Here is a 15,214-nt window from a genome sequence, read left to right as displayed (position 1 = left end):
AATTTGAAATGACATCATATTTGGATTGAAGGGACCGTGATAGACATGAAGCAAACCCATAAACCGAGGAACAAAAGATGGATCAGGCCATTCATTTGGATATTGTCCATCTTGGCCATCATAATCATCGCAGGTCTTGCCATACTGGACTCACTTACTTACGAGCCGCTGGATGAAGCGAAAGCGGTATTTCAAAGCGACACGAGGGTGGCGGTTGAACGCATTCAAGACGGCTATCGCTTCGAGCCTGTAGAAGGGCAGATGATTCAGCCCGACATTATTTTTTATCCGGGCGGATTGGTGGAGCCCGAAAGTTACGCGCCTTTTGCCACGAGAATGGCCGAGAAAGGGCATCGCGTTTATGTTGCCTCCATGCCACTGAATCTCGCCATATTCGGACAGAACAAGGCGGATTCCTTCATAGCGGAGCATCCAGACAACCGATATGTCATCGGCGGACATTCCTTAGGCGGCGTTTTTGCCGCGAGATATGCCAAGGAACATGCGGATGTCATTGAAGGGGTCTATTTCATGGCCTCATACGCTGACGATGGGGGCAATCTGAACGGATTAAACCTGTCCGCGCTTCAGATTACCGGTACGCAGGACGGCGTTCTTGATCGAACGAAATGGGAGGCTGCAAAAAAGAATCTGCCGGACGCTACCACCTATGTAGAAATTGAGGGCGGAAATCACGGGCAATTCGGAGCTTACGGTATGCAAAAAGGAGACCATGAACCCGCCATCACCGATGCCGAGCAGTTGGACGAAGTGTCGGAGGCCATGGGACATTGGCTTCAGTCTATGGATGAATCCCTGTAACTGTAACTGAAATGTAACCCGATTGAAACTTCTGCGTATAAAGGTTATAAACATGGGTGCATGTTTAACATTTAAAGAAGTTGAGGGATTCCATCAAATGAATGTGGCATATACAGATTACGCCGATACGGGATATCGGCAGGCTGAGCAGAAGGCTGCTCAGTATTTTGCATCGCTCCATGTACAGGTTAAGGATAAGAGTTATGTGCCTATGCTGACTGAAGACATTCTCATATGGAAAAGAAAGCATGTTCAACGTCAATCATGGCTGTCCTCTATATTGCCGTCGAAGAAAAAGCCGGATAACCGGGATTATCATAGATACATCGGATGGCTCAACTATACAGGCGAATTGGATGATTATTTGGATCGAAGCATCTCCTATATTTATATGAGGGATCTGGGCATGGCGCTGGATTCCACTGATACGAAAGAGAGAATACGACGCGTTGTTGCGAATACCCGAAAACTTCTGGTTCGCTCAAACGGAGCAAAAGAGGGAGACACGCCGGATTTTATGAGTCTGGCGGGATTGTACCGTTGGGCGCAGAAGGAAGGCATTGAAACAGCCGTGATTTGGGTCATCAACAAACTGAAGCATGTAGCCTCCCATATCCCGGACAAGATGGATGCAGAGCAAGCCCAGCGCAAATTAATCAAAATTATCGTTGGGGTTGTCATGCATGTTATGGAAGATTTGAATGGAGAAACATCGCCAGCGGAACGCTCATCGCGTCTTGACGATGCGATCCGGCTGGGGTATTCCTACGGGTTAACCTATCCTTTCATAGACGACCTGCTCGATTCAGGGGTTTTGAACGCCCAGGAGAAGGAACAGTACTCCCACATGATACGGCAGGCCCTGCTTACCGGGAAAGTACCAGAACTTGGCCAGTGGAGCGGTAAAAACATGGAGCTCGTTCATTTCGTGCATCAGGAGCTCCGGGATGCATTCGAGTATATTCAAGGACGGCAGCGCCCGGAAACGCAGCAAACTTTTTTCGAGCAGTCCAACGTGTTTTTTCATTCGCAGCATATTGACCGTATCAAGGACCTTGCGAATCCCGATTACACCAATGAAGAATTATATCTGCCGATCATCCTGAAATCCTCTTCCTCGCGATTGATTGTCCGTTCCGTAATAAGCGCTGCGGCGGATGGAGGCTTCGAGGACCGAACGTTCTATTATGGGATCTACAACCAGTTGGCCGATGATTTTGCCGATATGTTTCAAGACTTGAAGGACGGGGCGGTAACACCTTACACTTACTATTTAAAATATCGCGGACAACGCCAGGACCTCATCAATCCTTTTGAATTATACTGGGCAGTGATTTCCCACCTGATTCATAACGTGTACCATTCGGACGCCAAGACGCGAGAGGTGATGCTCGACCGGGCCATCAATGGCCTGAAGCGCTGCAAAGAACGCGTCGGCACCGAGAAATACAATGAAATCATGGATATTTTCGCTTCCGGGAACCCGGAATTCAATCGTCTTATCCAGCACATGGTCTCCAAAGCCGATCAGGTGGATTTCCTTGATAAATTGCTGCGTGATCAGATGGTAACCGTACTTAGAAACGAGCGGAAAGAGAAGGATTATTTTATCGATACGTTTAAATCCGTTCGAGATGAGATTAACCAACATTTGCAAATCGACAAGACTCCCGGCATACCGCCGATGAAAGAGTCGCTGATCGATGCGGCCAATTATTCGCTCGAAGGGGACGGCAAGCGCCTGAGACCCATACTGACTTGGGTAATGGCCGTGAAGGAATATGGACTGCAGGCATCAGCCATCGTGCCGCTGCTGAGATCGCTTGAATACATGCACACCGCTTCCTTGATATTCGATGATTTGCCTTCCCAGGATAACGCCTCTACTCGTAGAGGGCGGCCGACCTTGCATCAGGTTCACGATAGCGCCACGGCGGAAATTACCGGTTTGTTCCTAATACAGAAGGCGATCGAAGAGCAATCCTCCCTGGAAGGGTTTGACCCGAAAACGGTGTTGAAGCTGATACGGTATTCGTCCCAGCGAGCGGGAGATATGTGTTCCGGCCAGGCGATGGATTTGAATTCAAAAGGAAAGGCCTTGTCATTGGAGCAGTTGAATACGGTTTGTTACTACAAGACGGGGATCGCGTTCGAGGCATCGCTGGTTATGCCCGCCATTCTGGCTCAGGTGAAGGAGACGGAAATCGCAATCCTGAAGAAATTTGCTTACCACGCAGGCATTGCTTTTCAGATTCAGGATGATTTGCTGGATGTGCAGGGGAACGTGGAGCAGCTTGGCAAACCCGGGGGACAGGATGCGGAGAACAACACATCGACCTTCGTGAGCATTCTGGGGCAGGAAGGGGCCAGCCGGGAAATGTGGGATCATTATTGCCAGGCGATGGAGGCGCTGCAGGAAATGCCACGCAATACGGCGTTTCTCAAGCATCTATTGAACTATATGGTAAATCGTGAACGTTAAGATGGTCCCGTCTCGCGTAGATTGTCGGTAGTCTAATCGAAGGCAAGCGATTGCTCCGGCTGGAGTTGTCAATCGTTCTACTCCCACGGCAGCTGCATATATTTTCTGAGAATAAAGCTGCCAGAGGAGGCAAGGCCAATGAGTGATCCATTGTATGAGCACCGGTTTTGGCTGCAGATTCTTGGGGACCACTGCCGGTTTATTTTTACTGCGCTGTCGCCTAAGGAAAAAGCGGACATCGCTACCGCTGAATCCTTAATGACTAGATTTGATAGGCTTCTCAGTGAATCTCGGCGACCGGATGCATCCGCATTCATCGCTAAACTGAACGAAGAAGCCCTTCGTGCTTCGCAAGAATTGCGCGAATTCAAGCTGAGTTTATTAGAACGGCAGCTTGCAGGCACCATAGATTTTCTCCTGACCCCGTCCTTTATCAACCACATGGTAAATGAATTGGAGGAATACCTGCGAATTTTGCAGGCCTTGCAAGAGGGGAAGGGAGTGCCGCTGTTCCATCCTTTGCATTATGATATGGTCTGGCTGCAGGATGCATTTGGTCATGCGGCAAGTCTGGCCGCCGATCTGGATTTTGCCGAAAAGCCGTTGATTGCCAAAAGCATGGCGTTCCAAAAGGATTTTGAAGGGTTTTATCTAAAGGCTGTTGAAATGACAGGGTATCTGCGGACCCGCTTGAAGGATTTTCCCGCCCTCCGCAAATTTCATGCCGATATAAACCTGGAAATGAGAGTGTTCATGCACTTTCTGTCGGAACTCGAGGAGCTTGAGCTGCGCGGGGAAGTGCTGGACCGGATCAATCCGCTGATGCCGGATCATATGTATCGGGAAGAATGCTATTATCTGTCCAAGCTGGCTGCTCTGGGCGAAATACAGAGCCCGAACTGCGATCCGACGAAGCCGAGAGTCACTGGTTGATGGATGAAGGATGGGCTAGTGCTCGAGTTTAAAAAAGCAATCTTTACTTTCTTCTCTTGGGCTAAGCATTCATTGGAAGGCGCAGGCGCACTTATGGCGATCTAGGGATGCAGCATTTCCATGCAAGCCTGCCAAGTTTACTAATTGAATGGAAAGCAGTTCTCTTGCTGTCAGATGAAGAGGCTGCTTTTTTGATTTTGCCGTAACGAGATTGATTTTTTGATAAAAAAGTACAGTTCGCCTTCGCTGAAATTTGGTATGATGTCATCAAAGGAAGCTACAATCATAAGTGAGAGAAAGGACAAGAAATGCAGACCGGTGAAATCGTTCAACGCGCCATTGATTTTGTCGAAGATCATCTCACGGAACCGCTGGCACTCGAGGAAATTGCCGGCGTGGCAGCCATGTCATTGCCGAATCTCTACCGATTGTTTCACAGTATAACGGGACACCCCGTCAAGGAGTACATACGAAAACGCAGGATCAGCGAAGCCGCCAGCTGTTTGCGCAATACCGATCTGCCGACCCTCGATATCGGGTACCGCTGTGGATTTGAGTCCTACCCGGCATTCATGAAATCCTTTAAAAGGTGCACAGGACTAACTCCAGGAGCATACCGGAAATCTCGGCTGATCTACAGTTTTGAACGGATGAACTTGAATGAACGGACAACATTCGTGGGAGAGCGGGATGCTTCTGAACGCTTTCCTGAAGTAAGGGTTACCCGTTTGCTTCCCGGCAAAGGGATTGGTTGTCTGTTTGCTGCCGAGCATGAGAAAGGGATAGAAGCCGCTGCGATCGATCATTTCCGGACGCTTATGTCTTCTCACCATATCGATATCAATGAGCTGAGGCTCTTCGGTTGGAACGTGGATCTGGAGGATGAAAGCAAGCCGTTCGGATATCAATTGTTCGCTGTTGACGTGAAGGAGCGGGCCTGGATGATGAAGCATCCAGAATTGAAAGCCATCGTTCTTGATGGCGGGCTGTATGCCGTGGTCCGAACGCCATCGGTGGCGGAAGACTGCATTCAGAACACATGGGATCGTTTGTTCTCCGAATGGCTGCCCCGCAGTGTGTTTGAGCAAGGAAAGCATGGTTTCATGGAAGAATATGTACTGAACAAGAATCAAATCGTTCGGATGAAGCTTTTCCTTCCCGTGGAACGAAGCAAAATGATGGGAAAGATCGAAATTGTGGAGTTATCCACGCTTAAGGCGATAGCCTTTCGCAGAAAGGGGCCGGACTGCGTGGAACAAGCGGATGAAGCTTCGATTGCCTGGTTATCTCGTAAGGGGTTTAGGGGTGACTCGCGTATTCGCGTATTCATGCGCTGTGACGACGCTCTGCTGAAGCAAAGCTCCGCCTACGAGATTTATATAGTTCCGCCGGAGGAGTTCCTCCCATCCCTTGAAGATAAGGACGTGCAGGTTGAGTTGGAAGGCGGTCCCTATGCCTGCCTGGAATCAGGTGCCTATGGCACGATGACAGGCGTACTTCATCGAATTTACCGATGGCTCGATGCTTCAAGCGAGTTTACGCCGGATCCAGAACGCCGGTGGTATGCCAGTTACGACCTGGAGGGAGCGTCAGATGATGGAATGATCCAAGCGAAGTGTTATGTTCCGGTAAAAATCAAGCAGCAGACATAAGAATGGAGGGAGCTCATGAGCAGATGGCCTGTCGGAAAAGAGCTGCCGGAAGGGTATCGACCGTTTAAGGCACCACGCGTACTTAAGATGATCCAAGGAGGCAAAACCATGAACGAATCCATACAGAATACGGACAACCATACACAGGCAAGCCCGATTAAGAACAAGGTGGGCAGCATCTTCATTCCGGTCCGGAATATCGAAGCGTCGCGCAGCTGGTACTGCCGCGTTCTGGGCATACCAGAGCCCGATTGCCAGATTATGAATGGCCATTTATGCCCATTGCCCATGGAGGGAACGGGCGTGATTCTGGATACGATGCCGAAGTGGGGAGGAGACCAGCCCGAGGGAGCGCCGTCTATCGATACTCCCGCCTTTATGCTAATGACAGAGGACCTGGAAGGTTCTTTGGAATATATGAAAAAGCTCGGCGTGGAACTCGTGACGGAAATCGAGCACAATCATTGGTTCGTCGTGAAGGATCCCGATGGGAACAAACTCATGATTTGTCGTGAATAAGTCAGAATATGAGAAGATAGAGAACGTAACAGAAGCCGGCTCTAGCAGCCGGCTTTTTGATTTGGAGAGAAGCGTAAGGACTTTAATGAAAGAAATCAAACTATGAATGTAAAATAATATAAATTTAGGTTGATAGTGGAATACAACAGGAATATAATGGAAATGTAAGCGTATTATCCTAATGTGTTTTAGAGGAGAACAACAAGTGAATCTTCCATCATAGATTGGTTTAAGGCAAGACGAGAGAACGAGAAAGAGAGGTGATACGAAGCTTCAGTAGACGGTCCGCACGATGCTGACACACTAGGTATCCATGAAACCTGAATCCGATGAAAATAGGAGGGAACATGATGCTAAGAAAAGGAATATGTGTAGTTCTGCTGTTTAGTCTTCTGGTCGTTCTTTTGCCTGTGAACAAAACCAATGCGGCGCCGAGCTGGAATTTGGTATGGAGTGACGAATTTAACGGGACCTCGCTCAACAGATCCAATTGGACGCCGGAAATCGGTACCGGCAGCGGGGGATGGGGAAACAATGAGCTGCAGTATTATACCGATCGCGCGCAGAACGTGCAGGTCACCGGCGGTAATCTTGTCATTACGGCTCAGAAGGAATCCTATGGCGGGATGAATTACACCTCTGCCCGGATCAAAACCCAGGATTTGAAGAGCTTTACTTACGGAAAAGTGGAGGCACGAATCAAGCTGCCGTCGGGCCAAGGCTTGTGGCCGGCGTTTTGGATGCTCGGAAGCAACATCAGCACGGTCGGCTGGCCGAAGAGCGGAGAGATCGACATTATGGAACGGGTAAACCTGAATCCATACGTAAATGGTACCGTTCACTGGGATGCAGGAGGTCACGCCGAATTCGGTCGTGTATCCGGCAATCTGGATTTTTCCCAGTTCCATGTCTACAGCATTGAGTGGGATTCTAAATACATCCGCTGGTTTGTGGACGGTCAGCAGTTCAATGAATTTTATATTGAGAACGGAACGGGCAATACCGAGGAATTCCAGCGTCCGTTCTTCTTATTGCTGAACTTGGCGGTTGGCGGAAATTGGCCGGGCAGTCCAAACAATTCCACGCCGTTCCCTTCGCAGATGCTGGTGGATTACGTGCGCGTGTATCAGGACACGGGTGCATCGAATGTCATCAGCGACGGGATTTACACCATCGCTTCCAAGGCGAGCGGCAAAGTGATGGATGTCGTGGATGTGTCCACGGCCAGCGGCGCCAAAATCCAGCAGTGGACCAACTACGTCGCCAATAACCAAAGGTTCCGGGTGGAAAGCACGGGAGACGGATTCTACAAACTCACGGCCGTGCACAGCGGCAAAGTACTCGACGTGCCGAATTCATCCACTTCGACTGGCGTTCAGCTGCAGCAATGGAATGATAATGGTACGGATGCACAGCGATGGAGGATCATTGATGTTGGCGGCGGTTATTATAAACTTGTGTCCAAAGCGAGCGGGCTTGTAGTCGATGTAGCCAGCGCCTCCACCGCGGACGGGGCTGCTGTCCAGCAATGGACGGACAATGGCACGGATGCGCAGAAGTGGGCTTTCACCAAAATCAATTAATCTTGGACAGGCAGTCCCGAGTGGGGCCGCCTGTTTAATTTTGGGGAGGGTTGCCTTGGGGCGGCGCCGGCTGACGAACTGAAGGCATGTTTGGTATAATGATGGGAAAAATCCGGAGGAATCAGACACATGCAACCTGTCCTTTTTACAAACGGCGTTCTTTATTCACCGCACGCTGCAACGACTGCGGATTCGATATATGTAGAAGATGGCATCATTCGTGCCATGGGAAGTGCGGCCGAGCTGCGCTTGCAGTTATCGGGACGGGATTATCAAACGGTGGATTGGGAGGGTGCTTTCGTGCTGCCAGGCCTGGTGGATGCCCATATGCATCTCGGCATGCACGGACTCAAGCTGGGCATGCTGGATTTCACCGAGGCGGCTTCGAAAGACGAGATGCTGGCTATGCTGCGAGCTCGGGCTGCGGTAACGCCGCCTGGGGAGTGGATTATGGGGCTGAACTGGAACGAGAACCATTTTCCGGACCCGGTGATCCCGAATATGATGGAGCTTGACGACATCACAACGGAGCATCCTGTATATCTGACGAGAACCTGTTTCCATGCTTTCCTCGGTAATTCGGAAGCGTTTCGAAGAGCGGGAATCACTGCGGACACGCCCGATCCGGAGTCCGGCGCTTTCGGCCGGGATGCCGCTGGCCGGTTGAACGGCTGCATCTACGAGAATGCTTCGATGCCTTTTACCATGGTCCAGCCGGAGCCTGACCCGTCCAGGCTGAAAGCTGCGATGCTTCAGGCATGCCGTGATGCCCTTCGGCTCGGCCTGACGGCAGCGCATACGGAGGACCTCCGCCTGCTGGGGAGTGTGGAAGCGATGCAGCGGATCCACCGGGAACTGCACGAGGAGGGACTGCGCTTCCGTACCCATCAGCTGATGTTCCATGGCTTTCTTGATGAAATGGAGGAGCTCGGCGTCAAGGCAGGCAGCGGGAACGAATGGAATCGCATCGGAGCGGTTAAATTGTTCGCGGACGGGGCGGTTGGAGGAAGAACGGCGCTGCTCAAGGAGCCTTACCATGATGCGCCGCATACCCGCGGACTGGCCATGCATACGCCGGAGGAGCTAAGGGAGATTGTTGGCAGGGCGCGCAGGCTGGGTTATCCCGTTGCTTTTCATGCGATCGGTGACGGCGCGGCAGAGATGATGACGGATGTGCTTGAAATCCATCCGCTAAGCAGAGCCGCGAAGCTTCCCGACCGCTTCATCCATGCCCAAATTGTACATCCCGATACGGTTAAGCGAATGAGCAAGCTGATGCTGGCCGTGGACCTGCAGCCCCGGTTTGTGGCCAGCGATTTTCCATGGGTGCTGGAGCGAGTAGGTCCCGATCGGACAAGCTGCTTGTATGCATGGAAGAAGTGGCTGCGCACGGGGCTGCCTTGTTCCGGCGGCAGCGACGCTCCCATAGAGCCGCTGAATCCGCTGCTCGGGATTCATGCTGCCATCACCAGACGCAAGCCGGGGGAGGAGCACGCAGGGTATTTGCCGGAGGAGAAGCTCAGCCTGACTGAAGCGATCGGGCTGTTTACGCTCGGCAGTGCGGGGGCAGCGGGAGAAGCGGATCAACGGGGAACACTGGAATTGGGCAAATATGCCGATTTTACGGTGGTGGATCGCTGCTTGCATAATGGGATAGATCCGGACGAGCTGCTGGAGACGAAGGTCAGAATGACGGTGATTAACGGGGAAATCGGTTATGCCGAGTAGGTGTCACGATAGTAATGATCATGACCAGCTTGATCATTCTCGTGAAAATTTTATAAATATGGTTTACCGACGAAATGGTTTTATATATAATAATCATAACAAATGCGATGACGAGACGAGTAAATAAACGAATTCTTGTACAGAGAGCTCCGGCAGCTGAAAAGGGGCGAAGCGTTCTTTATCGAAAAAAGACTCTGAGCAGCACAAGGAACTCTCAACGGAGGGGGATGGTGTGCCAGGAGCTCCTGTTACAGAGCTAGAGTATCTGCATTCCCGTGTAATGCCGTACTCGATGAGGCGAATATGGTGACATATTGGCAAATTTGGGGTGGTACCGCGAGTATAACAATCTCGTCCCTGAGACTTACGGTCTTGGGGGTGGGATTTTTTTGTTACATGATCCAAAAGGTTAGACATCAGTGGCTTGCCGTTCGTATATCGCAAGTAACGTTCTGATATAAGCAGTCCGTCTTCTGAGAAAGCAAACTTTTTCTTATATCTAAAGAAATACGAAGGTTAAGGCGGGAAACCTACACGGATCTTGCCGGTTTGAATAATTATCTAGTAGAAGCTTATTTATTGCATGCTTTTGTCCGTACGGTACATCGATGTATGGGAAACATGACGACATTATTGAAAGGAATGAGTAGCGAATGTCACAAAAACTTAGAGTGGGTATTGTCGGTGGAACAGGAATGGTGGGTCAACGTTTTATGCAATTGCTGGATGGGCATCCATGGTTCGAAGTGACCACCATTGCAGCCAGCCGCAATTCGGCCGGCAAAACGTATGAAGAATCCGTGCAGGGCCGCTGGAAGCTGGCTACGCCGATCCCTGAGCAGGTGAAAGGCATTGTCGTGCAGGATGCATCGCAGGTGGAACAGGTTGCCGCAGAGGTTGACTTCGTATTCTGCGCGGTCGACATGAAGAAGAACGAGATTCAGGCATTGGAAGAGGCCTATGCCAAAACGGGCACGCCCGTCATCTCCAACAACTCCGCCCATCGCTGGACGCCTGACGTTCCGATGGTCATTCCGGAAATCAATCCGGGTCATATCGACGTGATTGCCGCACAGCGCAAACGTCTGGGAACAGCAACCGGGTTCATTGCGGTGAAGCCGAATTGCTCCATTCAAAGTTACGTGCCGGCGCTGCACGCTTTGCTTGATTTCAAACCTACGAATGTCGTTGCTTCCACTTATCAGGCGATTTCCGGGGCCGGCAAGAACTTCACCGATTGGCCGGATATGCTGGACAACGTGATTCCGTATATCGGCGGCGAGGAAGAGAAGAGCGAGCAGGAGCCGCTTCGCATCTGGGGAAGCGTTGTGAACGGGGAGATCGTGAAAGCTGAATCCCCATTGATTACGACGCAATGCATTCGCGTTCCCGTAACCGATGGCCATTTAGCTACCGTATTTGCGTCGTTCGAGAACAAGCCGTCGAAGGAGGAAATCCTGGAACGCTGGCAGCAGTTTAAAGGCAGACCGCAAGAGCTGGAACTCCCTAGTGCGCCTAAGCAATTCATTACGTATTTCGAAGAAGAGAACCGGCCGCAGACCAAGCTGGATCGCGACATTGAGCGCGGAATGGGCGTTTCGGTTGGCAGATTGCGCGAGGATTCCCTCTACGATTATAAATTCGTGGGCCTCTCGCATAATACGCTGCGCGGTGCAGCCGGCGGAGCCGTTCTGATTGCGGAACTGTTGAAAGCGGAAGGTTACATTCAAGCTAAATAACGATACATCCTATATATGATAAAGACGACTGCAGCAAGCAGTCGTCTTTTTTTGGTGATTGTTCATGATTCCTACATTGACGGCGTCCGTCCTTATCGTTTATAGTGTTACTCTGTGCTTCAATGCAAAGAAGCGAAAAAGCCGAAAAGCATAAAAGTGAAAAAGTTAAACATTCATCATCAATGGACGGGACGTTTCTCCCGCCACGACAATGGATAAGGAGTCTTAGCATCATGGAACGACATCTCAGTTTCTCAAAAAGCATCATTCTTATTGCGTTTATTCTGGCCCTGCTGTTTGTCTCCATCTTTTTGCTGAAAGCAGAGCCGCATCTTCCGCTCTTGGCAACCACCGTTGGTACGGCGGCCTTGCTGCGTTTGTCGGGTTTTCCTGGAAGCAGCTCGAATCGGCCATCATTCAAGGAATTCAAACGGCGATTATGCCGATTCTCATTCTTTCGCTCATCGGCATTTTGATTGCGGTATGGATGATGAGCGGCACGGTACCGACCATTTTATACTATGGCATGGATTATATCGAACCGCATTATTTTGCCGTGAGCGCATTATATGTGACCATCGTGGTCTCGATGTTCACCGGAAGCTCCTTCACGACAGTCAGTACGGTTGGCGTTGCCTTTATGGGAATTGCGGTAACGACAGGAATTTCTCCGACGCTGGCAGCCGGAGCGGTGATTTGCGGCGCTTGCTTCGGTGATAAAATGTCGCCGCTCTCCGACACCACGAACTTTGCTCCCGCGGTCGCCGGCATATCCTTATTCACCCATATCGGCAATATGATCTACACGACAGTGCCGGCCCTTGTGGTGACAACGGTCTTTTTCCTGCTTGCGCCCACAAGCAACGCGCTGGATTTGTCCTCGATAAATCTAATCAAGGCGGCGCTTCATGACGGATTCCATATTCATTGGCTGACATTGATGTCGCCGCTTGTCGTTATCGCCTGTTCCGTCAAACGTATGCCGATCCTGCCGACACTCATCGTAGGCATTGTAACCGGACTGATCGTGACGGCCTTCGTTCAGCAGCAGACAGCCGTCGATGTTTGGTTCAGCGTAATGCAGAGCGGCTACAAGAGCACGGTTGCCAACGAAACCGTTGCTTCCATTGTCAACCGCGGCGGATTGCAATCCATGATGTGGTCCGTATCGCTGATCTTGATTGCATTATCCTTGGGAGGGCTGCTTCAGCATTGCGGCGTCATCGAAGCCTTCTTCCGTAAAGTCATGCAGCCGCTGAAGCGCAACAGCAGCGTGGTTGTGATGACGGGTGCATCTTCCATCGCGGTTAACGGCATGACGGGCGAGCAGTATTTATCGATCCTTTTGCCCGGTCAAATGTTCAAGGAGGAATATACTCGCCGAAACATACCGGCCAAGACGCTGTCACGCACATTGGAGGATTGTGGAACGCTGGTTAACCCTTTAATCCCATGGGGGGTTAGCGGTGCTTTCTTTGCATCAACCCTTGGAGTACCGGTCATCGAATACGCACCTTATGCAACTTTCTTGTGGCTAAGCCCGCTCTTTACGTTTGCATACGCTTGGATACCGCGATTGCAGCGGAACTCGCTTGGCAGGAAAATATGACCCTAGATAGGCACGATCCCATGTTGGCCTTGTTTCCCTGATTTAAAGGGAGACAGGGTCATTTTATTTATCGTTTATATTCATTTGTGCCCAACCCGTTGCTCGAAAAATCTGCTACGATGGAGAATGATGAGGCGTAACTATGGTTGAAATTGTTATGGGGGTGAAAGCATGAACCAGTGGATAGGAAATGAGCCAACCGCTAAGGATTTGATGGAGATGCACGCACAGGTTATGTTTACGCATGACCTGAATAGTCGGATACGAACCATCAACGAGCCTTGGCCGGGAGAGGAGCCGGCTCCCCGTTTATTCTTGGGTCGAACGATCGACGGTTCAGCCGTATGCAGGCTTCGTTATGATATTCCGGACAAACTTGCTGAGCAACTGACGGCGCTGGTTGAAAATGAACCGTCTCTTAACGAAGATTTTCAAACGAGACCCAAGCACTTCGATGACTACATGAATCTGCTGGCTGCTGATCAATATACGAGCGGACCTTGTTATCGGATTCCTGACATCACAACGTCATCGCCGACCATGCAGGCGGTATCGATCACCGGAGACAATATAACCGAGTATTCGCTTGCCGGTTTGGAATGGCTGAACGCGGAAATCGATTACGCCCAGCCTTGTGTCGCGATCATTCAAGATCATAGGGTGGTGTCGGTCTGCCGGAGTGTTCGCGTTTCTATGGAAGCGCACGAAGCCGGGGTGGAGACGTTAGCCGAATTTCGAGGGAGAGGTTGTGCGGCCGCCGTTGCTGCCGGTTGGGCAATCGAGGTGCGAAAGATGGGAGTTTTACCGTTGTACAGTACCTCATGGGATAATGCTTCTTCCCAGAGAGTGGCCGGTAAATTGGCATTGTCCTATTACGGCGTCAACTTCACGATTCGGTGAAAGGATAAAAAAAATCCCTCAACAGGCAACACGTTGAAGGAGGTAGTGTGCTATATGATGTTGAATGATTAGCTTGAGCTGCCTCTTCTGTTTTTATAATAGCCATGACCTTGGTTGCCGTGCCTGCGTTTGTAATCGGATGACGATCCTTTGCGGCGAGAATAACCGTGGCTGCTGCTGTATTTTCTTCCGTAATTCTTCGCGGAACTGCTGTAACGCTTGCGGCCGTGACTGTGGGACGTCGAGTGGAGAAATTTGTTCATGATTTTTCTTAACATGTGGAATTTCCTCCTTTCTTGTTCGGAATCATTCCATATCATTTAATCGGATCGTAACATAAATGAAACCCCGGAATCAAATAAAACGCTGCCCATCTTATCAGAGGGGCGGTTTTTTTGCATTCGCGAGCGTCTGGAGCTCGTTCATGAATTGCAAGGAACCGGAGTAAGGTCTGCTCAACTGCAGCAAGCGTTTGATCATATCCTGGAGTTCATCCGAGAGCTGCAGTTCTTCCTGCCAGCTTCGTTCCCCGATTGCGCTCGGGTCGTCGTCCGGATCATAGGCAGAATAGAGCATGAACAACATAAAGTGACCGATGTCGCGGAGATCCTCGATTTCTTTTGACTCTTTATATTGAACAGAGGAGCTCGTGCCGCCGCGCCGGAACTTCTTTCGGGCAGGCTGTCGGAGAGGAGGGGGTTCACCAATCCTTCGTGCCAGCCCAAAATCGATGAGATGGATACGGCCATCCTTAAACAGCACATTGGGAATCCGCAGGTCGAGATGAACATAGCCTTGTTCGTGCAGGTAACGGACCAGCTCTAGAAGCTGCAGGACGATATGGAGACATTCGGCTTCCCCGTATTTCATGCCATGTTCGAATATTAAATCCTCTAGCGTATCCCCATCCATATAAGACATGACCAGATACGAATGGCGGCTGTCCGTGAAAAAATCCCGATATGCCGGAATTTGCGGATGCTGAAGGGAGCTTAATATCGCGGCTTCCCGATTCAGCAATTCTTTGGCGTAATCGCCTTTGCTCGGCCGTGACTGTTTGACGGCGACTACATGTCCGCTCTGTTGATCCCGACATTGATAGATGATGCCGTAACTTCCTTCGCCAATCATTTCTTGGACGGTGTAGCGACTCCCCAGCACTGTATTCTCTTCAGCCGGGTAATCCCGCCATGCGTTGATAAAGGAGCCAAGGTTTGATAAAAAGCGCATTCGATTCCAGCCTCTCC

General features: G+C 50.6%; 11 protein-coding genes and 1 pseudogene. 10 read left to right on the top strand and 2 right to left on the bottom strand.

Features of this window, described 5'->3' with window-relative positions; translation table 11 throughout:
* Positions 1-45 precede the first annotated feature (45 nt).
* From HMPREF9412_RS17445 to aac(2')-IIb, 10 genes and pseudogenes are all read left to right on the top strand, one after another.
* Entirely contained in the window at positions 46-822 is a 777-nt protein-coding gene (locus HMPREF9412_RS17445) for an alpha/beta hydrolase (RefSeq protein WP_050802828.1), read from the top strand.
* Positions 823-919: 97 nt separating this feature from the next.
* A complete protein-coding gene (locus tag HMPREF9412_RS17440; RefSeq protein WP_036672594.1) occupies positions 920-3,304 on the top strand; it encodes a polyprenyl synthetase family protein in 2,385 nt (794 codons plus the stop codon).
* A gap of 138 nt (positions 3,305-3,442) precedes the next feature.
* Positions 3,443-4,237 (top strand): DUF2935 domain-containing protein, encoded by a 795-nt coding sequence (locus HMPREF9412_RS17435; protein ID WP_009592962.1) that lies wholly within the window; start codon positions 3,443-3,445, stop codon positions 4,235-4,237.
* A 308-nt stretch (positions 4,238-4,545) separates the two neighbouring features.
* Complete coding sequence (locus HMPREF9412_RS17430; protein ID WP_009592924.1) at positions 4,546-5,889, top strand: AraC family transcriptional regulator; 1,344 nt, start codon at positions 4,546-4,548, stop codon at positions 5,887-5,889.
* Positions 5,890-5,904: 15 nt separating this feature from the next.
* Positions 5,905-6,408, top strand: a complete 504-nt coding sequence (locus HMPREF9412_RS17425; protein ID WP_009592966.1) for a VOC family protein — start codon at positions 5,905-5,907, stop codon at positions 6,406-6,408.
* 350 nt (positions 6,409-6,758) lie between these two features.
* Positions 6,759-7,991 (top strand): RICIN domain-containing protein, encoded by a 1,233-nt coding sequence (locus tag HMPREF9412_RS17420; RefSeq protein WP_036672589.1) that lies wholly within the window; start codon positions 6,759-6,761, stop codon positions 7,989-7,991.
* A 129-nt stretch (positions 7,992-8,120) separates the two neighbouring features.
* Complete coding sequence (locus tag HMPREF9412_RS17415) at positions 8,121-9,719, top strand: amidohydrolase (RefSeq protein WP_009592941.1); 1,599 nt, start codon at positions 8,121-8,123, stop codon at positions 9,717-9,719.
* Between the two features lie 653 nt (positions 9,720-10,372).
* Positions 10,373-11,458 carry an aspartate-semialdehyde dehydrogenase gene (asd, locus tag HMPREF9412_RS17410; protein ID WP_009592932.1) on the top strand — a complete coding sequence of 362 codons (1,086 nt, stop codon included), beginning with the start codon at positions 10,373-10,375 and terminating at the stop codon, positions 11,456-11,458.
* A 233-nt stretch (positions 11,459-11,691) separates the two neighbouring features.
* Positions 11,692-13,067, top strand: a pseudogene (gene nhaC / locus HMPREF9412_RS17405) (Na+/H+ antiporter NhaC).
* A gap of 171 nt (positions 13,068-13,238) precedes the next feature.
* A complete protein-coding gene (gene aac(2')-IIb / locus HMPREF9412_RS17400; RefSeq protein ID WP_009592972.1) occupies positions 13,239-13,967 on the top strand; it encodes a kasugamycin N-acetyltransferase AAC(2')-IIb in 729 nt (242 codons plus the stop codon).
* A gap of 68 nt (positions 13,968-14,035) precedes the next feature.
* Here the strand turns inward: aac(2')-IIb and HMPREF9412_RS17395 are convergent, their stop codons facing one another.
* Complete coding sequence (locus HMPREF9412_RS17395) at positions 14,036-14,245, bottom strand: hypothetical protein (RefSeq protein WP_009592958.1); 210 nt, start codon at positions 14,243-14,245, stop codon at positions 14,036-14,038.
* 100 nt (positions 14,246-14,345) lie between these two features.
* Complete coding sequence (locus HMPREF9412_RS17390; RefSeq protein ID WP_009592961.1) at positions 14,346-15,197, bottom strand: serine/threonine-protein kinase; 852 nt, start codon at positions 15,195-15,197, stop codon at positions 14,346-14,348.
* Between the last annotated feature and the right edge of the window lie 17 nt (positions 15,198-15,214).

The sequence above is a fragment of the Paenibacillus sp. HGF5 genome (assembly GCF_000204455.1).
GTDB classification, from domain to species: Bacteria; Bacillota; Bacilli; order Paenibacillales; family Paenibacillaceae; genus Paenibacillus_AQ; species Paenibacillus_AQ lautus_A.
The sequence above is the reverse complement of the archived record's forward strand: the minus strand, read 5'-3'. Positions and strand labels throughout refer to the sequence as shown.